The organism is Pseudideonella sakaiensis (assembly GCF_048320135.1).
GTDB lineage: Bacteria > Pseudomonadota > Gammaproteobacteria > Burkholderiales > Burkholderiaceae_C > Ideonella_A > Ideonella_A sakaiensis_A.
In genome coordinates, this window is the sequence record NZ_CP182947.1 from 842,834 (window position 1) to 869,451 (window position 26,618).

Annotated in this window: 2 protein-coding genes; both read left to right on the forward strand. The window is 65.9% G+C overall.

From position 1 onward, the window contains the following. Positions 1-24: 24 nt before the first annotated feature. Complete coding sequence (locus tag ACNH6H_RS03700; RefSeq protein ID WP_418321204.1) at positions 25-9,357, forward strand: cadherin-like domain-containing protein; 9,333 nt, start codon at positions 25-27, stop codon at positions 9,355-9,357. 335 nt (positions 9,358-9,692) lie between these two features. Next, positions 9,693-26,582, forward strand: a complete 16,890-nt coding sequence (locus ACNH6H_RS03705) for a tandem-95 repeat protein (protein WP_418315732.1) — start codon at positions 9,693-9,695, stop codon at positions 26,580-26,582. Positions 26,583-26,618 lie beyond the last annotated feature (36 nt).

Here is a 26,618-nt window from a genome sequence, read left to right on the forward strand (position 1 = left end):
ACCGTGCCGCGCACGCTACGGGTGATGCTGTCCGACGGCGACGGTTCGACCAGCGTTGCGGTGACGAAGCAGATCAACATCACCAACGTCAACGACCCGCCGGTCGCCGTTACCGACGCCTTTTCGACCAACGAAGACACCCCGCTGGTGATCGCACCCTCGACCGCCGGTCTCAACAACTGGTGGGGCTTCAATGAAGGTGGCACGAGCCAGACCACAGCGAGCAGCGGCGCACTGGGCAGTACCGGAACGCGCGGCAGCACCGCAGGCGTCGATGCCAGCGACCCGAGTTGGAATTCCGGCTTGCTCGGCGGCGCCGGGCTGTCGTTCAACGGCGGCGGGCAATATGTGCAGACCACCAGCACCGAGTTGTCGACGGCCAGCGCATTCACGCTGTCGGCCTGGTTCCAGACGAATACGACGACCAGCGCCCAGCACCTGCTGTGGCAAGGCTATGCCGGCGGCAACGGTTATGGCAGCGGCGGTTCGACGTCGCCGGCCACCTCGGAAATGAGCCTGTCGATCGGCAGCCATTCAGCCGCCTACGACAACAAGTTGGTCTTCTCGCTCGGCTACGACGTGCCGGCCAACGGCGCGGATTCGATCTTCATCGTCTCGGCTTCCGACTTCAGCGATACCACGCGCTGGCACCATGTTGCGGTCAGCGTTGCCGACATCGGCGGCGGCGTGGTGCGAGCCTCGCTGTATGTCGACGGCCGCCTCGAAGGCACCGGCACCGGCACGCAGAACGACCGCTCGGCGTGGCAGGCGCTGCGGATCGGCGCAGCCGGCGACGGCAGCCGCTCCTTCAACGGCAAGATCGACGAGGTCAGGGTCTATGGCAGCGAGTTGTCCGGCGCTCAGATCCTCGCGGTGATGCAGCCCGGCGTGCTGGCCAACGACAGCGATCCGGACAGCGCGCCGCTGCAGGTGCATCCGGCGCTCGTCAGCGGGCCGAGCAACGGCACGCTGGCGATCCATGCCGATGGTTCATTCACCTATACGCCGAACGCGAATTTCCACGGCACCGACAGCTTCAGCTACCGGGCGACCGACGGCATCGCGAATTCGGCTCCGGCCACCGTGACGATCACCGTGCTGCCCGTTGCCGATACGCCGTCGGTCAGCAATGCAACGACCAGCGAGGATGTGCAGTCGACGAGTGGCCTGGTGATCTCGCGCAACCCGGCCGACGGCGCCGAAGTCACGCACTTCAAGATCACCGGCATCAGCAATGGCACGCTGTACCGCAACGATGGCGTCACGCAGATCACCAACGGCAGCTTCATCAGTTTCGCCGATGGCAATGCCGGGCTGAAGTTCACACCGGCTGCGAATGTCTTCGGCAGCGGCAGCTTTGTCGCGCAGGCGTCGACATCGAATTCCGACGCCGGCCTCGGCGGCGGCACCACCACCGCGACGGTGACGATCAATCCGGTCGCCGATACGCCGACGGTGACGAATGCGACAACCAGCGAGGACACTCAGACGACGAGTGGGCTGGTGATCACGCGCAGCCCGGCGGACGGGCCGGAGGTCAGCCACTTCAAGATCACCGGCATCAACAACGGCACGCTGTTCCTGAACGACGGCGTCACCGCGATTGCGGACGGCAGTTTCATCACGATTGCACAGGGCAGCGCCGGGCTGAAATTCACGCCGTCGGCCAATTTCCATGGCAATGCCGGTTTCACGGTCCAAGCCTCGTTGTCGAACGGTGACGCGGGCCTCGGTGGCGCGCCCGTCAACGCGACGATCACCGTGCTGCCGGTCGCAGACACACCGTCGGTCAGCAATGCGACGACCAATGAGGATGTGCAGTCGGCAAGCGGGCTGGTGATCTTGCGCCACCCGGCCGACGGCGCCGAGGTCACGCACTTCAAGATCACCGGCATCACCAACGGCACGCTGTACCGGAACGACGGCACGACGCAGATCACCAACGGCAGCTTCGTCACCTTTGCCGAAGGGAATGCCGGGCTGAAGTTCACGCCGACGGCCGAGTTCAGCGGCACCGGCAGCTTCACGGTGCAGGCGTCGACGGCCAACAACGACGCCGGACTCGGCGGCGCCACGGTGCTGGCAACGATCACCGTCGTTGCAGTCAACGATGCGCCGACGACGACGCCGGTGACGTTGTTGCCGATCGCCGAGGACAGCGGCCCGCGGCTGATCACGCAGGCCGAATTGCTGGCCAACGCCACCGACGTTGATGGCCCTGGCCTGAGTGCAATCAACCTTGTCATCAGCAGCGGCCTTGGCTCGCTGGTCGACAACGGCGACGGCTCCTGGACCTACACCCCGGCACTGAACGGCGACACCTCGGTTGTCTTCAGCTACCTTGTCAGCGACGGCAGCCTGCCCGCAGCAGGTACCGCAACACTCGACATCACACCAGTCAACGATGCGCCGACGACCGGGCCGGTGACGCTGGCGCCGATCGCCGAGGACAGCGGCCCGCGGCTGATCACGCAGGCCGAACTGCTGGCCAATGCCGTCGACGTCGATGGGCCGGGCCTGACGGCGACGGGGCTGACGATCAGCGCCGGGCTCGGCACACTGGTCGACAACGGCGACGGAACCTGGACCTACACGCCGGCGCTGAACGACGACACGGCAGTAAGCTTCAGCTACAGCGTGACCGACGGCAGTTTCGGCGCCGCCGGTAGTGCGAGCCTCGACATCACACCAGTCAACGATGCGCCGACCACCACCCCGGTGACCTTGTTGCCAATCGCCGAGGACAGCGGCCCGCGCCTCATCACGCAGGCCGAATTGCTGGCCAACGCCGTCGATGTCGACGGCCCGAGCCTGGTTGCGATCAATCTGCTCATCAGCAGTGGCCTTGGCTCGCTGGTCGACAACGGCGACGGAACCTGGACCTACACCCCGGCACTGAACGACGATAGCGAGGTCGTCTTCAGCTACCTGGTCAGCGACGGCAGCCTGACCGCGACGGGAACCGCAACGCTCGATATCACACCGGTCAACGATGCACCGACGACCGGCCTTGTGACGCTCGCGCCAATCGCCGAGGACAGCGGGCCGCGGGTGATCACGCAGGCCGAGCTGCTGGCCAATGCCATCGACGTCGATGGGCCGAGCCTGACGGCGACGGGGCTGACGATCAGCAGCGGTCTTGGCTCACTGGTCGACAACGGAGACGGCACCTGGACCTACACGTCGGCATTGAATGACGACACGATGGTCGGCTTCAGCTACCTGGTCACAGACGGCAGCCTGAGCGTCGCCGGGAGCGCAACGCTGGACATCACGCCGGTCAACGATACCCCGACGACCAGCCCGGTCACACTGGCACCGATCGCCGAGGACAGCGGCCCGCGCATCATCACGCAGGCCGAACTGCTCGCCAATGCGGCCGACGTCGATGGATCTGTCCTGACCGCTACCGGCCTGGTCATCGGCAGCGGTGGCGGCTCGCTGGTCGACAACGGCGACGGCACCTGGACCTATACCCCGGCGCTGAATGACAACGGCTCGGTGACGTTCAGCTACACCGTCAGCGATGGCAGCCTCAGTGCACCGGGCAGCGCGACGCTCGACATCACCCCGGTGAACGACGCGCCGACGACGAGCCCGGTCACGCTGTCGCCGATCGCCGAAGACAGCGGACCGCGGGTGATCACGCAAGCCGAACTGCTGGCCAACGCCGCCGACGTGGATGGCCCCAGCGTGACCGCGATCAACTTGGTCATCAACGCCGGACTTGGCACCTTGGTCAACAACGGCGACGGCACCTGGACCTATACGCCGGCGCCGGATGACGACAGCTTGGTCAGCTTGAGCTATGGCGTGACCGACGGCAGCCTGACTGCTGCCGGAACCGCGACCCTCGACATCACGCCGGTCAACGATGCGCCGACGACCGGCCCGGTCACCCTTGCCCCGATCGCCGAAGACAGCGGACCGCGAGTAATCACGCAGGCTGAATTGCTGGCCAATGCCGTCGACGTCGATGGGCCGAGCCTGAGCGCGGTCGGTCTTGTCATCACGGCCGGTCTCGGCTCCATCATCGACAACGGGGACGGCACCTGGACCTATACGCCATCGCCGAACGACGACACGTTGGTCAGCTTCAGCTACAGCGTGACCGATGGCAACTTCAGCGTCGCCGGTAGCGCAAGCCTCGACATCACGCCGGTCAACGATGCACCAACCACCAGCCCGGTGACCTTGTTGCCGATCGCCGAGGACAGCGGGCCGCGGGTGATCACGCAGGCCGAATTGCTGGCCAATGCTGCAGATGTCGACGGCCCGACCCTTGCGGCGATCAACCTCGCAATCAGCAGCGGCTTCGGAACATTGGTCGACAACGGCGACGGCACCTGGACCTTCACCCCGGCACTGAACGACGACACCTCGGTCGCCTTCAGCTACCTGGTCAGCGACGGCAGCCTGACTGCAGCAGGTTCCGCGACCCTCGACATCACACCGGTCAACGATGCGCCGACGACCGGCCTTGTGACGCTCGCAGCGATCGCCGAAGACAGCGGTCCGCGGGTGATCACGCAGGCTGAATTGCTGGCCAATGCCGTCGACGTCGATGGGCCGGGCCTGACGGCAACGGGGCTGACGATCAGCAGCGGTCTTGGCGCACTGGTCGACAACGGAGACGGCACCTGGACCTACACGCCGGCATTGAATGACGACACGATGGTCGGCTTCAGCTACCTGGTCACAGACGGCAGCCTGAGCGTCGCCGGGAGCGCAACGCTGGACATCACGCCGGTCAACGATGCCCCGACGACCAGCCCGGTCACACTGGCACCGATCGCCGAGGACAGCGGCCCGCGCATCATCACGCAGGCCGAACTGCTCGCCAATGCGGCCGACGTCGATGGACCTGTCCTGACCGCTACCGGCCTGGTCATCGCCAGCGGTGGCGGCTCGCTGGTCGACAACGGCGACGGCACCTGGACCTATACCCCGGCGCTGAATGACGACGGCTCGGTGACGTTCAGCTACACCGTCAGCGATGGCAGCCTCAGTGCACCGGGCAGCGCGACGCTCGACATCACCGCGGTGAACGACGCGCCGACGACGAGCCCGGTCACGCTGTCGCCGATCGCCGAAGACAGCGGACCGCGGGTGATCACGCAAGCCGAACTGCTGGCCAACGCCGCCGACGTGGATGGCCCCAGCGTGACCGCGATCAACTTGGTCATCAACGCCGGACTTGGCACCTTGGTCAACAACGGCGACGGCACCTGGACCTATACGCCGGCGCCGGATGACGACAGCTTGGTCAGCTTCAGCTATGGCGTGACCGACGGCAGCTTGATTGCAGCAGGTACCGCGACCCTCGACATCACACCGGTCAATGACACGCCGACAACGAGCCCGGTGACGCTGTTGCCGATCGCCGAGGACAGCGGCCCGCGATTGATTACGCAGGCCGAATTGCTCGCAAATGCCGCTGACGTCGATGGACCGAGCCTGACTGCGAGCAACCTCGTGATCACCTCCGGCCTTGGCACGCTGGTCGACAACCGCGACGGCACCTGGACCTATACCCCTGCTCTGAACGACGATACCTCGGTGTCGTTCAGCTATACCGTGACCGACGGCAGCCTGGCTGAGGCAGGAACCGCGACCCTCGACATCACGCCGGTCAACGATGCGCCAACCACGACTCCAGTGGCGCTGCTGCCGATTGCAGAGGACAGCGGTCCGCGAGTGATCACGCAGGCCGAGCTGCTGGCCAACGCGACCGATGTCGATGGGCCTAGCCTGACGGCAATGGGGCTGACGATCAGCAGCGGCCTCGGCACCCTGGTCGACAACGGCGACGGCACCTGGACCTATACCCCGGCTCTGAACGACGATACCTCGGTGTCGTTCAGCTATACCGTGACCGACGGCACCCTGGCTGCGGCAGGTGCCGCGACACTTGACATCACACCGGTCAACGATGCGCCTACAACGAGCCCTGTCACCCTTGCGCCGATCGCCGAGGACAGCGGCCCGCGTCTGATCACGCAGGCCGAACTGCTGGCCAATGCCGCCGATTTGGACGGCCCGAGCCTGGCGGCTATCAATCTTGTGATCAGCAGTGGCCTCGGCTCACTGGTCGACAACGGCGACGGGACCTGGACCTATACCCCGGCGCTGGACGACGACACCACGGTCAGCTTCAGCTACATGGTCACCGACGGCAGCCTGGCCGCTGCCAGCACCGCAACCCTCGACATCACGCCGGTCAACGACGCGCCGACGACGAGTCCGGTCACGCTGTCGCCGATCGCCGAGGACAGCGGCCCGCGGCTGATCACGCAGGCTGAATTGCTCGCGAATGCCGCTGACGTCGATGGCCCTGGTCTGACCGCGGTAGGCTTGACGATCAGCTTCGGGCTCGGCACGCTGGTGGACAACGGTGACGGCACCTGGACCTATACGCCCGAGCTCAACGACGACACGACGGTCGGCTTCAGCTACAGCGTGACCGATGGCAGCTACAGCGTCTCCGGTACCGCAACGCTCGACATCACCCCGGTCAACGATGCGCCGACCACGAGTCCGGTGACGCTGTTGCCGATCGCCGAGGACAGTGGCGCTCGCCTGATCACTCAGGCCGAATTGCTGACCAACGCGACTGACGTGGACGGCCCCAGCCTGACGGCGATCAATCTGGCGATCAGCAGTGGCCTCGGCACACTGGTCGACAACGGCGACGGAAGCTGGACCTACAACGGCGCACCGAACGACGACAGCGCGGTTGTCTTCAGCTACCTGGTCACCGACGGCAGCCTGACCGCTCCAGGTACCGCAACCATCGACTTCACGCAGGTCAATGACGCACCGACAACGAGCCCGGTCACGCTGCTGCCAATCGCCGAGGACAGTGGCGCTCGCCTGATCACGCAAGCCGAATTGCTCGCGAATGCCGCCGATGTCGATGGCCCCAGCCTGATCGCGATCAACCTGGTCATCACTTCCGGCCTCGGCTCGCTGGTCGACAACGGCGATGGCAGCTGGACCTATACGCCGGCGCTGAACGACGATACCACGGTGTCATTCAGCTATACCGTCACGGACGGCAGCCTGACCGCACCCGGAAGCGCAACACTCGACATCACGCCGGTCAACGACGCGCCGACGACGAGCCCGGTCACCCTTGCTCCGATAGCCGAGGACAGCGACCCGCGAGTAATCACCCAGGCTGAACTGCTGGCCAATGACACTGACGTCGATGGGCCGAGCCTGACTGCACTCAACCTGGTCATCACTTCCGGCTTGGGCACCCTGGTCGACAACGGCGACGGCACCTGGACCTATACGCCAGCGCTTAATGACGATACGTCGGTCAGCTTCAGCTATATCGTCACCGACGGCAGTCTGAGCGCGCCGGGAAGCGCGATGCTCGTCATCACACCGGTCAACGATGCGCCGACGACCAGCCCGGTCACCCTTGCTCCGATCGCCGAGGACAGCGGCCCGCGGCTGATCACCCAGGCCGAATTGCTGGCCAACGCTGCTGACGTCGATGGACCGAGCCTGAGGGCGGTCAACCTGGTCATCACTTCCGGACTCGGCACACTCATCGACAACGGCGACGGCGGCTGGGCCTACACGCCTGCGCCGAACGACGACACCTCGATCACCTTCAGCTACACCGTGACTGATGGCAGTCTGAGCGTCGCCGGCGTCGCAACGCTCGACATCACACCGGTCAACGATGCACCAACGACCAGCCCTGTCACGCTGGCGCCGATCGCCGAGGACAGCGGCCCGCGGCTGATCACCCAGGCGGAATTGCTCGCGAATGCCGCCGACGTCGACGGCACAGGCCTGACCGCAATCAACCTGTTCATCACCTCCGGTCTGGGCACCCTGGTGGACAACGGCGACGGCAGCTGGACCTACATGCCGGCCCCGGACGACGACACGTCTGTGCTCTTCAGCTACCTCGTCACCGATGGCAGCTTGAGCGCAGCCGGAACCGCAAGCCTCGACATCACACCGGTCAACGATGCGCCGACCACCCGTCCCGTCGCGCTGGCGCCAATTGCAGAGGACAGCGGCCCGCGTGTGATCATCCAGGCCGAACTGCTCGCCAATGCCAGCGATGTCGACGGCCCGGCATTGTTTGCCTCCGGACTGTCGATCAGCCGCGGCGCCGGCACGCTGGTCGACAACGGCGACGGCAGCTGGAGCTTCACACCTGCGCCGAACGACGACAGCGAGGTCGAATTCAGCTACCTGATCGGCGACGGCAGCTTGCAGATCGCCGCATCTGCGGTGCTGGACATCCTGCCGGTGGCGGATGCACCGACGCTGAGCCTCGAGCCGATCACCGTCGGCGGCGGCGAATCCTTGCTCGTCGGCCCGGCGCTGTTGCAGGCCAGCAGCATCGAGGCCGGTGTCAGCCTGCAGTTCATCGTTCTCGAGACGCGCAACGGACGGTTCGAGCTCGCAGACAACCAAGGCGCTGCCGTGACGAGCTTCAGCCAGGCCGACGTCGTGGCCGGGCGGGTCCGGTTCGTCTCGACCAGCGCTGTCGATGCCCCGTTGTTCAGCCTCGTCAGCAGCGATGGCCAGAACCGCAGCGAGCGGATCGATGCGGTCATCGATTTCAGGCGCGCGGCGTTGTCGGCCACAGTCACGGTATCGCAGCCAGCGGCCCCAGCAGAAGTCGAGCAAGGTGATGGAAAGACCGTTTCCGCAACGGCAGTGGCCGCCGTTGCGAACCGCTTCGGAGCGCTGTTCACGAACGACCGCGAAACGGTGTCGACGCCATCTGGAGACGACACTGCATCGACGGCCAAGCGGCTGGCGGCATTGACGACGGCCCAGCAGCGCGGCGGAGAATTGCCCGGCGAGGCACTCAGTGCCGCAGATGAGGCAGGCGACCCAAGCCTTCGGGTGACCGAGTCGGTCCGCAGGACGAGCCGCGGCGGATTCGACGCGATGGGTGATTTTTCGGCGCGCGTATCGGCGGATGACTATCTGGTCGCGGTGGCCGACTTTGAATTGCTGCTCGACCCGCTGCTGCAAGACCGCAACGGCAGCGACGGCGGTCTGCGCGGCGAGATGCCGGCCGATGGCCAGAACAGCGCCGAAGACGGTGGCAAAGGGCTGACGCTGTCCGATGCGGCGCGCGCCACCGGGCTGGCCTTGACCGCCGGCACCGTCTGGTGGGCGCTGCGCGCCGGCAGCCTGCTGACCGGCCTGATGGTCTCGCTGCCGGCATGGCGGCACGCCGACCTGCTCGCGGTGCTGCCTGACGAGGACGACGAAGACGCCGCGTGGGGCGAGGCCGAAGACCGTGAATCGGCGCGCGACGAGGATGCGGTCGACCTGGTCTTCGAGGCCGACGACGACGCCGCACCGCGCTGAGCGCCGGCGGTCTGCTCGGGCCCGACCTGCGCCGGGTTGGACGCCGCGGCTCGGCGAACCGGGATGGAAACGCCGATCAGCGCCCCCATCCGGCACCTGATCGCGCGACCACACCTGCCCTGCACGGCGCACCATCTGCTCAGGGCATGGTCGGTCCAGTACCTCCTGGTAGGGAGTCAGGCCTTCAGGTTTGCAGAAACCGGCCGATAACGCGTCAGACCGATCCCAGATGCGAAGCAGAAGCAGACGATGAACAACGAACAGACCTCGGGCGCATGCCGGTAGCGGGCCGCCAATCAACCCAAGGCGAGTGATCACCGGCCAGCCCCCATCCAATGTCCGCCCGGCCAGCACCTACGCTGAATCGACCACGCCTGCTGGTCGAGGAGCTCGAACCACGCATCCTGTTTTCAGCCGATGCGGCGGCGCTGCTCGGCCTCGTCGGCGCCTCGGGAACGGCCGAGGTTCGTGAGTTCGCGCGCGACGAGCAGGCAGCGGCGGTCTCCGAGCAGCTGCGTGACCAGCTCGCAAGCCGACGCGAAATCGTCTTCATCGACAGCCGGGTACCCGATGCCTTGTCGCTGGCAGATCAGCTGGTAGCCCGCCGCGGCGGCGCCCAGTTCGAGATCGTCGTGCTGCAGGCCGATCGGGATGGTCTGGCGCAGATCAGCCGGGTGCTCGCCGACGAAAGCGGCCTCGCCGCAATCCACATCCTGTCGCACGGCAGCGACGGCACGATCGAGATCGGCAATGCCCGTCTCGATGGCGAGCGGCTGGCGACCGACGGAGATGCGATCGCCCGCTGGGGCCTGGCGCTCGCCGAGGGCGGCGATCTGCTGCTGTATGGCTGTGAAGTGGCTCAAAACGACGCTGGCCGCGCCTTTGTGCAGCGGCTTGCGTTGCTGACCGGCGCCGACGTGGCCGCCAGCAGCAACCTGACCGGTGGCAGCGAATTTGGCGGCGACTGGCTGCTCGAGTACCGCACCGGTTCGGTCGAAGCCGGCGAGCTGCTGCAGCCGCTGCTGCAGCAATCGATCAAGGGCACGTTGGCGATCACCACCGACGTGGCCAGCTCGGCGGCGACCGCGACAACCGGCAGCAGCCTGAGCTTCTCGCACACCGTCGGCACCGGGGTGAATCGGCTGCTGCTGGTCCAGATCGCGGTTGCCGACAAGGAAGCTGTCACCGGAGTCACCTACGGTGCTTCGGCATTGGCGCCGTGGTCTGCGATCACCGATCCCGGCAATAACGTGCGCGCCGAGATCTGGTACATGGTCGCGCCGGCCAGCGGCACCAATACCGTCAACGTGACACTCGGATCGAGCAAGCGTTTCACGGTCGGCGCCATCAGCTTCGCGAACGTCAACCAGTCAACGCCCTTGGGCGCGCCTGTCCAGGGAGTCGGCTCGGGTGGAGCACCCGTCCTGGCGGTGGCCTCAGCCAGCGGCGAACTGGTTATCGATGTCGTATCGCTGCGTGACCGTGACAGCGGCGCCTGGGATGCTTCCCAGGCCGGCTTGTGGACAAATGCCACCGGCAATGGCAGCGCCGATTCCTTCGGCGGCGCCAGCAGCGAGGCCGGCGCGCCGCTGGTGACGATGAGCTGGACCAGCGCAGGTGCCGGCTCCGGCGACTGGGCAGCGATTGCCGTATCGATCAAGCCGACGCTGCCGCCCACGATCACCACCACCGGCACCGCCCTCGCCTATACCGAAAACCAGCCGGCGACGGCGATCGACAGCGGCCTGCTGCTGAGCGACCCTGACAGTTCGACGCTGGCCGGCGCGACGGTCAGCATCAGCGCCAATTACGTGAACGGCCAGGACACCCTTGGCTTCACGAACCAGAACGGCATCAGCGGTGTCTGGGATGCGGCCACCGGCGTGATGACGCTGAGCGGCACCAGTTCGGTTGCCAATTACCAGTCGGCGCTGCAGTCCGTCACCTACTTCAACAGCAGCGACGACCCGAGCACGGCCACCCGCACGCTGTCGTTTACCGCGAACGACGGCGCACTGACCAGTGCCATCGCTACGCGCGAGGTGACCGTGACGGCGGTCAACGATGCGCCGGTCGTCACAACCTCCGGCGGCACGCTGGCCTACACCGAGAATCAGGTGGCCACCGCGATCGACAGCGGGCTGGCCGTCTCCGACCTCGACAACACCACGCTGACCGGCGCGACGATCTCGATCAGCGCCAACTACGCCAACGGGCAGGACATCCTAGGCTTCACGGACCAGAACGGCATCAGCGGTATCTGGGATGCGGCGACCGGCGTGATGACGCTGAGCGGCACGAGTTCGGTTGCCAATTACCAGGCCGCGCTGCAGTCCGTCACCTATTTCAACAGCAGCGACGATCCGAGCGCGCTGGCGCGCACGATCAGCTTCGTCGTCAACGATGGCGCGCTGAACAGCACTGCCGCAACCCGCAGCGTCACGGTGACGCCGGTCAACGATGCGCCGGTCGTCACGACCTCCGGCGGCTTGCTGGCTTATACCGAGAACCAGGCCGCGACCGCGGTCGACGGCGGCATCACCGTCTCCGACCTAGACAACACCACGCTGGCCGGCGCGACGGTCACGATCAGCGCCAATTACGCGAACGGCCAAGACATCCTAGGCTTCACCAACCAGAACGGCATCAACGGTGTCTGGGATGCGGCGACCGGCGTGATGACGCTGAGCGGCACGAGTTCGGTTGCCAATTACCAGGCCGCGCTGCAGTCCGTCACCTATTTCAACAGCAGCGAAGATCCGAGCGGGCTGGCGCGCACGATCAGCTTCGTCGTCAACGATGGCGCGGTGAACAGCACTGCCGCAACCCGCAGCGTCACGGTGACGCCGGTCAACGATGCACCGGTCGTCACGACCAGCGGCGGCACGCTGGCCTACACCGAGAATCAGGTGGCCACCGTGATCGACGGAGGGCTCGCCGTCTCCGACCTCGACAACACCACGCTGGCCGGCGCGACGGTCACGATCAGCGCCAATTACGCGAACGGCCAAGACATCCTAGGCTTCACGGACCAGAACGGCATCAGCGGTGTCTGGAATGCAGCGACTGGCGTGATGACGCTGAGCGGCACGAGTTTGGTTGCCAATTACCAGGCCGCGCTGCAGTCCGTCACCTACTTCAACAGCAGCGACGACCCGAGCGGGCTGGCGCGCACGATCAGCTTCGTCGTCAACGACGGCGCGCTGAACAGCACTACCGCAACCCGCAGCGTCACGGTGACGCCGGTCAACGATGCGCCGGTCGTCACGACCTCCGGCGGCGCGCTGGCTTATACCGAGAACCAGGCCGCGACCGTGATCGACGGCGGCATCACCGTCTCCGATCTCGACAACACCTCGCTGCAGGGTGCAACGGTCTCGATCAGCGCCAACTACGTCAACGGCCAGGACGTGCTCGGTTTCACGAACCAGAACGGCATCAGCGGCGCCTGGAATGCCGCGACCGGCGTGCTGACGCTGTCGGGTGTGAGTTCGGTTGCCAATTACCAGGCCGCGCTGCAGTCCGTCACCTATTTCAACAGCAGCGAAGATCCGAGCGGGCTCGCGAGGACCGTCCGCTTCGTCGTCAACGATGGCGCGCTGAACAGCACGGCTGCAACCCGCAGCGTCACGGTGACACCGGTCAACGATGCGCCAGTCGCGACGACCTCCGGCGGCGCGCTGGCTTATACCGAGAACCAGGCCGCGACCGCGGTCGACGGCGGCTTGAACGTCAGCGACATCGATAGCACCACCTTCACCGGTGCGACGGTATCGATCAGCGCCAATTTTGCGGCCGGCCAGGATGTTCTCGGCTTCACGAACCAGAACGGCATCAGCGGCGCCTGGAATGCCGGCACCGGCGTGCTGAGCCTGACCGGGTCGAGCACGGTCGGCAACTACCAGGCGGCGCTGCGTTCGGTGACCTATTTCAACAGCAGCGACGACCCGAGCACGCTGGCGCGAACCATTTCCTTCGTCGTCAACGATGGCGCCGCCAACAGCAACGTGGCGACCAAGACGGTGACCGTCGCCGCAGTCAACGACCCGCCGCAGGCGAGCAACCTGAGCACTGCGGAAACCTACTTCGAGGATACGCCGCTCGCGTTGACGCCGATCGTCGTCAGCGATCCGGACAATGCCAATCTCAGCGTCACGCTGACGCTGTCGAATCCGGCGGCCGGCAGCCTGAACGTCGGCACCTCGGGGCTGGTCACGTCGAGCTACAACGCCGTCACCGGCGTCTGGACCGCCAGCGGCGCCGTCACCAATGTCAATGCGCTGCTCGGCGCGCTGGTCTTCACGCCGAGCCTCGATTTCAACGCCGATTTCACGATCGCGACCAGCGTCAGCGACGGCATCGCGCCACCGATCACCGGCAGCAAGGCTGTCACCGGCACGCCGGTCAACGATGCGCCGGTGCTGACCACCAGCAACAGCAGCCTCGCCTATCCGATCGGCACCACGGCGACCCAGATCGACCCGCTGCTGACGATCACCGATGTCGACAGCACGCAACTGAATGGCGCAACCGTCGAGATCAGTGGCGGCTATGTCAACGGCCGTGACGTGCTGGCGTTCGCCACCCAGTCCGGCATCACCGGCATCTGGTCCTCCGCCACCGGGGTGATGACCCTGAGCGGCACCGCGACGCTGGGGCAGTATCAGGCCGCGCTGCGCAGCGTCACCTTCCAGACCACCGCCACCACATCGGGCCCGCGACTGATCTCGTTCACCGCGACCGATGCGGGCGGTGCGCAAAGCATCGCTGCCAGCCGCACCATCTCGGTCGGTCAGGAAGTGCCGGCGCTGTGGATCTCGACGAACGGCAATGCGACGACGTCGGCAGGAACCGGCAAGCTCAGTTTCAGCGATGCGCAGATCGCGCGGCTGTCGAATCCCAATCTCAACCTCGGCGCGGGGATCAGCAACGGCACCTTCACCAGCGTCTTCGACCTCGACCGCTTCACCGCCGACGGCAATTCGAACATCAACGGGCTGCACCGGGTCAATTCGCCGGTGACGGTCGGCACCGTCAACCCGGTGGCACTGCAGCGCGGCGACATCCTGCTGTCGGTCGCCAGCAACGAGACCCTCGGCGGCGTCTCGGTCACCGACCGCGACATCGTGCTGTTCAGACCGACGACACCCGGCGATTACTCCGCCGGGACGTTCTCGCTCCTGTTGCGCCACCCCGGCAATACCGGCGACAAGATGCGCGATTTTGCGCTGGTCGAGGCGCCGATGACGATCGGCAGCGTTGCGCTGCAAGCCGGCGATTTTCTCCTTGTCCCGGACGGTGGCGCCTACAACAAGGATATCCAGTGGTTCCGGCCAACGACGATGTCGACCAACCCGACCGGCGGCACGCTCTCGGTGCTGATCGATGGCGATGGCTCGTCCGGCATCAACTTCAGCCACAAGGTGTTCGGCCTCGAACTGGTGCAGCATGACATCGTGTTCGGCGGGGTTTCGCTGAACCGCGGCTCGCTGCTGATCACCCTCGATGGCGATGACAACGTCGGTGTCAACCGGCTGTCGGTGAAGGCGTCGGACATCTTCGTGCTCGATGTCACCGCGACCGGCAACGGCACCTCGTCCGGCACGACACGGATGCTGCTGCGCGGCGTGAATGTCGGTCTCGACTCGGACGGCAGCGAGGAATACGACGCGATCGCGCTGGTCAATGTCTACAACACCGCGCCGGTGCTCGATGCGGCACGCACGCCGGTGATGACGGCCGTTGATGAGGACAGCGCCGCGCCAAGCGGCGCGGTTGGAACGCTGGTGTCGGCGCTGGTCGACTTTGCGGCTCCCGCCGGGCAGGTCGACAACGTCACCGATCCGGATACCGATGCGCAGCTCGGCATCGCGGTGATCGCGGCCAACAGCAGCAACGGCAGCTGGTGGTATTCGATCGACAACGGCTCCAGCTGGCTCGATATCAACAACGGCAGCCCGGTCAGCAATACCAGCGCGCGCCTGCTCGCGGCCGATGCCGGCACTCGCCTCTATTTTCGACCGAACGCGAATTTTGCCGGCACGGTCAACGATGCGATCACCTTCCGTGCCTGGGACCGCACAACCGGTGTCAACGGCGGCCAGGCGAATACCAGCGTCAATGGCAGCTCGACCGCGTTCAGCGCCGCGATCGACGGGATCAATCAGACGATCACCGCGATCAACGATGCGCCGGTCCGCACCGCCGGATCGACGTCGCCGGTCAATGTCAATGAAGACGCCCACAATGTGACGGCGGTCTCGCTCGGCTTCGGCGGCCTGGCCTACGGCCCAGGCGGTGGCGCCGACGAAGCGGGCCAGACGCTCGGCTACCGCATCGTGACGATCCCGGCGCACGTGACGTTGTGGCTGACCGATGGCACGACCCAGGTACTGGGGAATACCGCGTTGTCGCTGGCGCAGTTGCAGGGCCTCAAATACAAGACCGTCGCCGACGCGAACGGCGGCGGCAACCTCGTCTGGACCGTGCAGGACAGCGGCGGCACCGCGAATGGCGGCGTCGATACGCTGGTCGAGACGCTGGCCATCACCGTCAACCCGGTCAACGATGCGCCGCTGCTGAGTGGCAGCAACGATGCAGACGGCATCAACCAGAACGAGATGGCGAGCAACGGCACGCTCGTTGCCGAGCTGATTGCCGGCCGCGTCACCGATGTCGATGCCGGCGCGGTCACCGGCATCGCGGTCGTCGGTGTCAACAATGCCGACGGGCGCTGGCAGTATTCGATCAACAGCGGCGCGACCTGGCTCGATTTCGGCGCGCCAGGCACCGCAAACGCCCGCCTGCTCGCCGCCGACGCCAGCAGCTACGTGCGCTTCGTGCCGAATGCCAACTGGGTCGGAACCGTCGGCAGCGGCCTGACATTCCGCGCCTGGGACCAGACCGACGGCTCGACCGCCGGCGGCGTTGCCAATGTCACGGTCAACGGTGGCACGACCGCATTCAGCTCGGCCACCGCCAGCGCCAGCCTGACGGTGCACGCTTATCCGATTCTGTTCACCGGCAGCTACCTCGAGGATTTCTCTTCGCTCGGGAGCGCCGGCACGCAGATGGTGGCCGGTTACCGGTCGATGGTGATCGGCGGATCCAGCTCGGCCCACACTGCGGCCAGTCCGATCACCACCGCCGCGATTGCCAGCGCGACCCCGGGATCGCAGACATTGAGGGTCTGGAAGCCCGGCGATTTCAATCACCTGTCGCAGACGCAGCTGGCCAATGCCGGCTCGATCGGCAACGTCAACGACCGCGCGCTCGCCACCGGACCGACCAACAATGCCGCGTCGGTGATCGAGCTGGCGATGCGCAATGCCACTGGCAGCCCGCTCGCGCGCGTCACCGTCGGCTACGACTTGAAGGTGCTGGCCAATGGAATCGGCAACCCATCGACCGAAACTGGCGAGCTGCCTGGTTATTCCTTCTTCTACAGCCTGAGCGGCGGCACCGCGGCGTCCGAGTGGATTGCGGTACCGGCTCTGGCAACGACGTCGACCACGCTCGGCAGCGTGACATCGGTCAGCACGACGCTGACCTTCGCGACTCCGCTGGCCTCTGGCGCGACGATGTATTTCCGCTGGGCCGATGACAACGGCGACATCTCGCCGGACCAGAATTTCGCGATCGACAATGTCTCGGTGCAGCGCGTCAATGTGGCACCGGTGCTGGCCGGTATCGAAGCCGCGCCGCTGAGCCATACCGAAAATGCGCCGGCCACGCCACTGACGGCGAGCGTGCTCGTCAGCGACATCGACGATGTCAACCTGAACGGCGCCACGGTGGCGATCACGGCGAATTTTGCCGCCGGCCAGGATGTGCTCGGTTTCGTCGACCAGAACGGCATCAGTGGCGCGTGGAATGCCGCAACCGGTGTGCTGACGCTGAGCGGCAGCAGTTCGGTCGCCAATTACCAGGCCGCACTGCGTTCGGTCACCTACTTCAACAGCAGCGACGATCCAAGCACACTGCCGCGCACGGTCAGCTTCACGGTGCGCGACGCCGGCGGCAACAGCTCGCCAGTCAGCCGCAGCGTCAATGTCATCGCGGTCAACGATGCACCGGTCGTGACGACCAGCGGCGGCGCGAACAGTTATATCGAGAACCAGGCGGCAACACCGATCGACGGCGGACTGACGGTTGCCGACCTCGACAATACGAATCTGACCGGCGCGACAGTGGCGATCTCCGGCAATTTCGCGGCCGGCCAGGACGTCCTCGGCTTCACGAACCAGAACGGCATCAGCGGCAGCTGGAATGCCGGCAGCGGCGTGTTGACGCTGACCGGATCGAGCTCGGTCGCCAATTACCAGACGGCGCTGCGTTCGGTCAGCTATTTCAACAGCAGCGACGATCCGAGCGGGCTGGCACGAACGATCAGTTTCGTCGTCAACGACGGTGCGCTGAACAGCACGGCCGCAACCCGCAGCGTCACGGTGACACCGGTCAACGACGCGCCAGTCGTCACGACCTCCGGCGGCGCACTCAGCTATACCGAGAACCAGGCGGCGACCGTGATCGATGGCGGGGTCAGCGTGATCGACCTCGACAACGTCAACCTCGCCGGTGCGACGGTGTCGATCAGCGCCAACTACGCTGCCGGCCAGGACATCCTCGGCTTCACGAACCAGAACGGCATCAGCGGCGCCTGGAATGCAACGACCGGCTTGCTGACGCTGTCCGGTACCAGTTCGGTCGCCAACTACCAGACCGCGCTGCGCTCGGTGACCTATTTCAACAGCAGCGACGACCCAAGCGCGCTGGCCCGCACGATCAGCTTTGTCGTCAACGACGGCGCGTTGAACAGCACGGCTGCGACCCGCGCCATCACGGTGACGCCGGTCAACGACGCGCCGGTCGTCACGACTTCCGGCGGCGCCCTCGCCTACATCGAGAACCAGGTTGCGACGGCCATCGATGGCGGCATCAGCGTGGTCGACCTCGACAACGCCAACCTCGCCGGTGCAACGGTGGCGATCAGCGGCAATTTCGCTGCGGGCCAGGACGTTCTCGGCTTCGTCGATCAGAACGGCATCAGCGGCAGCTGGGATGCGGCGACCGGCGTGCTGACATTGTCCGGCTCGAGTTCGGTCGCCAACTACCAGGCGGCGTTGCGCTCGGTCAGCTACTTCAACAGCAGCGACGATCCGGGCACGCTGGCGAGGACGTTATCGTTCAGCGTCAACGACGGCGTTTTGGCCAGCGCGGTCGCCAGCCGGACGGTGACGGTCACTGCGGTCAACGATGCGCCGCTGCTGACCGGCAGCAACGACCTCGCGACGATCAACCGCAACCCGAGCAGCAATCCCGGCACGCTGGTCGCCGACCTGATCGCCGGCCATGCGAGCGACCCGGACAGCCCGACGCTGGGTATCGCGGTAACCGGCGTCGCCAATGCCAACGGCAGCTGGCAATATTCGACCAACGCCGGCGCGAGTTGGACCGCTTTCGGCAGCCCTGCCCCGGCCGCCGCGCGGCTGCTGCTGGCCGACGCCGCGACCTTCGTTCGCTTTGTGCCGAACGCGGACTGGAGCGGCACGGTCAGCGGCGGACTGACATTCCGGGCCTGGGAATCGAGCGCGGGCCTGGCCGGTACGACGGCCGATGCAAGCATCAACGGTGGCACGACGGCCTTCAGCGCGGCGACCGCCAGCGCGTCGATTACCGTCACCGCAGCCAATACCGCGCCGATCCTGTCCGGTGCCAACAATTTCGGCACGATCAACGAAGACGCCGCCGGGAATGTCGGGACGCTGGTCTCGGCGCTGATCGCCGGGCGCGTCAGCGATGCCGACCCGGGCGCGGTATCGGGCATCGCGGTGACCGCGGTCGACAACAGCAACGGCAGCTGGCAATACTCGCTGAACGGCGGCGGCACGTGGGCCGCTTTCGGCAGCCCGTCGACGAGTGCAGCGCGGCTGCTCGCTGCCGACGCCGATACCCGCGTGCGCTTTGTGCCGAACGCCGATTGGGTCGGCAGCGTCGGCAGCGGCATCACGTTCCGCGCCTGGGACCAGAGCAGCGGCGTCGCCGGTGGCACCGCAAACGTTGCCGTCAACCAGACCGTGCTCGACCGCTTCGACACGATCGCCTACGGCAACAACGACGGCAGCTCGGCGTGGAGCAGCAACTGGATCGACGTGGATGCCAATGCCGCCGGCGGCAGCATCCGCATCACCGGCGGCCAGTTGCAGATCAAGACCAACAACAATACCGACTGGATCCATCGTGGCGTCGATCTCTCAGGCGCGAGCAGCGCGACGCTGAGCTTCAACTACAGCAGCGACCTGAACCTCGGCGCCGGCGGCCGGGTCGATCTGCGGGTCTCGAGCAACGGCGGCGCGAGCTACACGACGATTGCATCGTTCACCGACAGCCTGCGCACCGGCAGCGGCATCTTCAGCGCCGACATCAGCGCCTATGCCAGCGCCGGCACCCGTATCCGATTCGACACCGTCGGCATTTCGTCCGGCGAAACACTGCTGGTCGACAACCTGCAGATCGCCTTCGGCGCCAGCGGCGGGTCCGGCTCCGCATTCAGCGCGGCAGCCGCGAGCTCGTCGATCACCGTGCTGCCGGTCAACGATGCGCCGGTTCGCAGCGCCGGCAATCCGGCAGCGATCACCGTCGACGAAGACAGCGCCAACAGCACTGCCGTCAGCCTCGGCCTCGGCTCTCTCGCCTACGGCCCCGGCGGCGGCAGCGACGAGGCCGGCCAGTTGCTGAGCTACCGGATCGGCACGATCTCGTCGTTCATCACGCTGTGGCAGGCCGATGGCAGCACGCCGGTGCTGGCCGGTGCCTCGCTGAGCCTGGCGCAGCTGCAAGGCCTGAGCTACAAGACCGTTGCCGATGCGAATGGCAGCGCCCTGCTGAGCTGGACCGTGCAGGACAACGGCGGCACGACAAATGGCGGCGTCGATACGCTCAGCGAATCGCTTGCGATCACCATTGCGGCGGTCAACGACGCACCGGTGATGTCCGCAAGTGGCGGCTCGCTCGCCTACGTCGAAAACCAGCCCGCGACACCGATCGATGCCGGCTTGACGGTCATCGACATCGACAACACCAGCCTGGTCGGCGCGACGGTATCGATCTCGGCCAATTACGCAGCCGGCCAGGATCAGCTGGTATTCACGGACCAGAACGGCATCGTCGGCTCATGGAACGCAGCAACCGGTGTGCTGACGCTCGCCGGCAGCAGCTCGGTGGCCAATTACCAGGCCGCATTGCGCTCGGTCAGCTATTTCAACAGCAGCGACGATCCGAGTGGTATCGCCCGGACCGTGTCGTTCACCGTCAACGACGGCGCATTGAACAGCACGCCGGTATTGCGAGCGATCACCGTGACGCCGGTCAACGATGCACCGGTTGTCACCACGACCGGCGGCGCCCTGGTCTATATCGAAAATCAGCCTGCCACCGCAGTCGACGGCGGGCTGAGCGTCGTCGATGTCGACAACCTGAATCTGGTCGGTGCAACGGTCAGCATTACGGCCAACTACGTGGCAGGCGAGGATCAACTCCTCTTCACGAACCAGAACGGCATCAGCGGCACCTGGAATGCTGCAACCGGCGTATTGACGCTGAGCGGCAGCAGCTCCGTCGCCAACTACCAGGCGGCATTGCGTTCGGTCAGCTATGTCAACGGCAGCGACGATCCGAGCGCACTCGTCCGGACGGTGTCATTCACCGTCAACGATGGCGCACTGAGCAGCGCCGCCGCAACCCGCAGCATCTCGGTAACACCGGTCAACGATGCGCCGGTCCTGATGACATCCGGTGGCGCGGTCGCCTATACCGAAAACGATGCTGCGACGGTGATCGATGGCGCGCTGACCATCGTCGACGTCGACAACCCGACCCTCGTGGGCGCGACAGTGGCGATTTCTGCCAATTTTGTTGCAGGCCAGGACCAGCTGCTGTTCGCGAACCAGAACGGCATCAGCGGCCTCTGGAATGCGGCAACCGGCGTCCTGACGCTGAGCGGAACAAGTTCCGTTGCCAACTACCAGGCGGCGCTGCGTTCGATCAGCTATCTGAACAGCAGCGACGATCCGAGCACCTTGCCGCGCACGGTGTCGTTTGTCGTCGACGACGGTGGAACGAGCAGCGCTGCGGCGACCCGCACCATTGCCATCACCGCCGTCAACGACGCGCCGGTCGTCGTCATGACCGGCGGTGCCCTGGTCTATGTCGAAAACCAGCCCGCGACCGCTGTCGACGCCGGTCTGACCGTCATCGATGTCGACAACCTGAACTTGGTTGGCGCCACCATCGCAATCTCGGCCAATTACGCGGCCGGCGAGGATCAGCTCGTCTTCACGAACCAGAACGGCATCAGCGGCGCCTGGAATGCGGCAACCGGTGTCTTGACACTGAGCGGCAGCAGCTCGGTGGCCAACTACCAGGCCGCGCTGCGTTCGGTCGGTTATCTCAACAACAACGACGATCCGAGCGGCCTTGCACGCACGGTGTCGTTTGCCGTCAACGACGGCGCCTTGAGCAGCGCCATCTCGACCCGCAGCATCACGGTGACGCCGGTCAACGATGCGCCGGTTCTGACGACATCCGGCGGTGCGGTCGCATATCCCGAAAACGGTGCCGCAACGGTGATCGACGGCGGGCTGACCGTTGTCGATGTCGACAACACCAGCCTGGTCGGCGCGACGGTCGCGATCTCGGCCAATTACGAAGCCGGCCAGGATCAGCTGGTAATCACGAACCAGAATGGCATCGTCGGCTCATGGAACGCAGCGACCGGCGTGCTGACGCTCGCCGGCAGCAGCTCGGTGGCCAACTACCAGGCCGCGTTGCGCTCGGTCGGCTATGTCAACAGCAGCGACGACCCGAGTGGGCTTGCCCGCACGGTATCTTTCAGCGTCGACGACGGCGCATTGAACAGCACGCCGGCATCGCGGACGATCACCGTGACCCCGGTCAACGATTCACCGGTTGTCACCACGACCGGTGGCGCCCTGGCCTATATCGAAAATCAGCCGGCCACCGCTGTCGACGGCGGACTGACCGTTGTCGACGTCGACAACCTGAGCCTGGCTGGCGCGACGGTGGCGATATCCGTCAATTACGCGCCAGGTGAAGATCAGCTGGTCTTCTCGGATCAGAACGACATCAGCGGTGTGTGGAATGCCGCAACCGGCGTCTTGACACTGAGCGGCTCGAGCTCGGTCGCCAACTACCAGGCTGCCCTCCGGTCGGTGGCCTATTTCAACAGCAGCGACGACCCAAGCGCCCTCGCCCGCAGCGTGTCGTTCACTGTCGACGATGGCGCCCTGACCAGCGTTGTCGCGACCCGCAGCATCACGGTGACGCCGGTCAACGATGCGCCGGTCGTCACGACATCCATCGGCGTCCTCGCCTATCTCGAAAACGATGCCGCGACGGTGATCGACGCGGGGCTGACGATCGGCGACGTCGACAACCTGAGCCTGGCTGGCGCGACGGTGGCGATATCCGTCAATTACGCGCCAGGTGAAGATCAGCTGGTCTTCTCGGATCAGAACGGCATCAGCGGTGTGTGGAATGCCGCAACCGGCGTCTTGACACTGAGCGGCACCAGCTCGGTCGCCAACTACCAGGCCGCGCTGCGTTCGGTCGGCTACCTCAACAGCAGCGACGATCCGAGCGGCCTTGCCCGCACGGTCTCTTTCAGCGTCGACGACGGCGCGCTGACCAGCGCTGTCGCGAACCGAGATATCACGGTGACGCCGGTCAACGATGCGCCGGTCCTTGCGACATCCACCAGCGTGCTGGCTTATGTCGAAAACGATGCCGCGACGGTGATCGATCCGGGGCTGACGGTCGGCGACGTCGACAACCTGAGCCTGGCTGGCGCGACGGTGGCGATATCCGCCAATTACGCGCCAGGTGAAGATCAGCTGGGCTTCTCGGATCAGAACGGCATCAGCGGTGTCTGGAATGCCGCGACCGGCGTCTTGACGCTGACCGGAACCAGTTCGGTCGCCAACTACCAGGCCGCGCTGCGTTCGGTCGGCTACCTCAACAACAGCGACGATCCGAGCGGCCTTGCCCGCACGGTCTCTTTCAGCGTCAACGACGGCGCGCTGACCAGCGCTGTCGCGACCCGAGATATCACGGTGACGCCGGTCAACGATTCACCGGTCGTTTCAACTTCCAGTGGCGTTCTGGCTTATGTCGAAAACGATGCCGTGACGGTGATCGATCCGGGGCTGACCGTCGCCGACGTCGATAACCTGAATCTGGTCGGCGCAACGGTCGCCATCTCCGCCAACCACGCCGCCGGCGAAGATCGGCTTGTCTTCGCCGACCAGAACGGCATCAGCGGCATCTGGAATGCCGCCACCGGCGTCTTGTCACTGAGCGGAACCAGCTCGGTCGCCAACTACCAGGCTGCGCTGCGTTCGGTCGGCTATCTGAACAGCAGCGACGATCCGAGCGCCCTCGCCCGCACGGTCTCGTTCAGCGTCGACGATGGCGCGCTGACCAGCGCTGTCGCGACCCGCGACATCACGGTGACACCGGTCAACGATGCGCCGGTCGCCGCGACATCCGCCGGCGTGCTGGCCTATGTCGAAAACGATGTCGCAACGGTGATCGACCCGGCGCTGACGATTGTCGACGTCGACAACCTCGATCTCGCCGGCGCGACCGTGGCGATCTCGGCCAATCACGCCGCCGGCGAGGACCAGCTCGTCTTCACGAACCAGAACGGCATCAGCGGCGTCTGGAATGCCGCCACCGGCGTGTTGACACTGAGCGGCACCAGTTCGGTCGCCCACTACCAGGCCGCGCTGCGTTCGGTCGGCTACGCCAACAGCAGCGACGATCCGAGCAGCCTGACGCGAACGGTGACGTTTGACGTCAACGATGGTGCACTGACCAGCGCCACCGCAACGCGGACGATCACCGTGACGCCGGTCAACGATGCGCCGGTCGCCACCAACCTCGACACCGCGGAGACCTATACCGAAGATGCCCCGCTGAAGCTGGCTACGATTCAGATCAGCGACCTCGACGACACGACCGTGACAGCGACGTTGAGCCTGTCGAACCCCGCCGCCGGCGCGCTGAACACCGCAACCATCGGCGCGGTGTCGTCCAGCTACGACGCCGCCACCGGGGTGTGGTCGGCCAGCGGCCCGATCGCCGACGTCAATGCGCTGCTCGCCAACCTGATCTTCACGCCGAGCGCCGATTTCAATGCCGATTTCAGCATCACGACCAGCATCAGCGACGGCGTCGCCGCCCCCGTCACCGGCAGCAAGGTTTTCAGCGGCATCGCAGTCAACGACGCACCGACGACCAGCCATGTGACGCTGGCCAGCATCGCCGAAGACAGCGGTGCAAGGCAAATCACCCAGGCCGAGTTGCTGGGCAATGCGTCCGACATCGATGGCCCCGGCCTGAGCGCGATCAACCTGAGCATCACCGCAGGCCTCGGCAGCCTGGTCGACAACGGCGACGGCAGCTGGACCTATACACCGGCGCTGAACGACGATACCTCGGTCAGCTTCGGCTATACCGTCACCGATGGCAGCCTGAGCGTGGCCGGCACCGCAACGCTCGCCATCACGCCGGTCAACGATGTGCCGACGACGAGCCCGGTCACGCTGGCACCGATCGCCGAAGACAGCGGCCCGCGGCTGATCACGCAGGCTGAACTGCTGGCCAACGCTGCGGACGTCGACGGTCCGGGCCTGACCGCGGTCAACCTGACGATCACGTCCGGCCGCGGCACGCTGGTCGACAACGGCGACGGCAGCTGGGCTTATACGCCGGCACTGGACGACGACACCTCGGTCAGCTTCGGCTATACCGTCACCGACGGCAGCCTGAGCTCACCTGGCGTCGCGACACTCGACATCACGCCGGTCAACGATGCGCCGAAAAACAGCCCGCTGACGCTGACGCCGATCGCCGAAGACAGTGGTCCGCGGCTGATCACGCAGGCCGAACTGCTCGCGAACGCGGCCGACGTCGATGGTCCGCGCCTGACCGCGATCAACCTGACCATCACCGCAGGCCTTGGCACGCTGGTCGACAACGGCAACGGAAGCTGGACTTTCACGCCGGCGCCGGATGACGACACCTCGGTGAGCTTCGGCTATACCGTCACCGACGGCGCACTGAGCGCGGCCGGCAGCGCGTGGCTGGACATCACGCCGGTCGACGACATCCCGCTGGCCAGTCTCGCACCGACGATGCTGCAGGGCGGCGGCAGCATGCGTGTCGATGGCCGCCTGCTGCAGGCCAGCGACATCGACAGCGCGGCCGAGACATTGAGCTTCGTCGTGATCGACGTATCGCATGGCCGCTTCGAACTGGCCAATGCAAGCGGCGTCGCGATCCTTCATTTCAGCCTCGCCGATGTGCAGGCCGGCCGCGTCGTCTTCGTCTCGACCAGCGCGGCCGAGGCACCGAGCTTCACGCTCGCGCCGTTCGACGGCAATGGCCACGGCGATCCGATCGTCGCGAGCATCGATTTCCGGCGCAGCGTGCTGTCGACCACCCGCAGCGTCGGCGAAGGAGACGAACAGGCCGTTGCGCCGTTGCAGACGATCGCTGCGCCGGATGGCCGGGTCGGCCTGTACGCCGGCATCGACCGCGAAGCGGGGCCGCAGCCGCCACCCGAAAACGCCGGGGCGACGGGCCGGCGCAATCTGCTGGCGATCGCGGGAACGCCCGTGATCGTGATCGGCGAACCGGTGCAGCCGGAGCAGACCCAGCAGACGCAGGCGACCGCCTCCGCGAAGCAATCCGCCACGTTGCCGCAGCGCGCCAGCCGGTATGACAACCCCGATTTTTATACCCGGGTCTCGGCCGACGACTATGTCGCGCGGCTCGACGGGTTCCAGCTGATCGATCTGCTGCAACAGATCGGCGGCGCGTCGAGCGGCGAAGCCGAACATTTCGAACCGGGCCCGCAGTCGACCGCCGAACAGACCGGCAGCGGCCTGACGCTCAGCGACGCCGCCCGCGCCAGCGCGGTGGCGCTGACCGCAGGAACGGTGTGGTGGGCACTGCGCGCCGGCAGCCTGCTGACCGGCCTGCTGGTATCGATGCCGACCTGGCGCCATGCCGACCTGCTCGCGGTGCTGCCCGACGAGGATGACGAGGATTCCTGGGACCAGGCCGAAGACAAGGAGGCCGCACGCGACGAGCGTGCAGTCGATCTGATGTTCGAGGCAAACGGCGATCGTTCGCCCCGCTGACACCACGCAGCCCGGGGAGCGCGCGGATAATCGGCC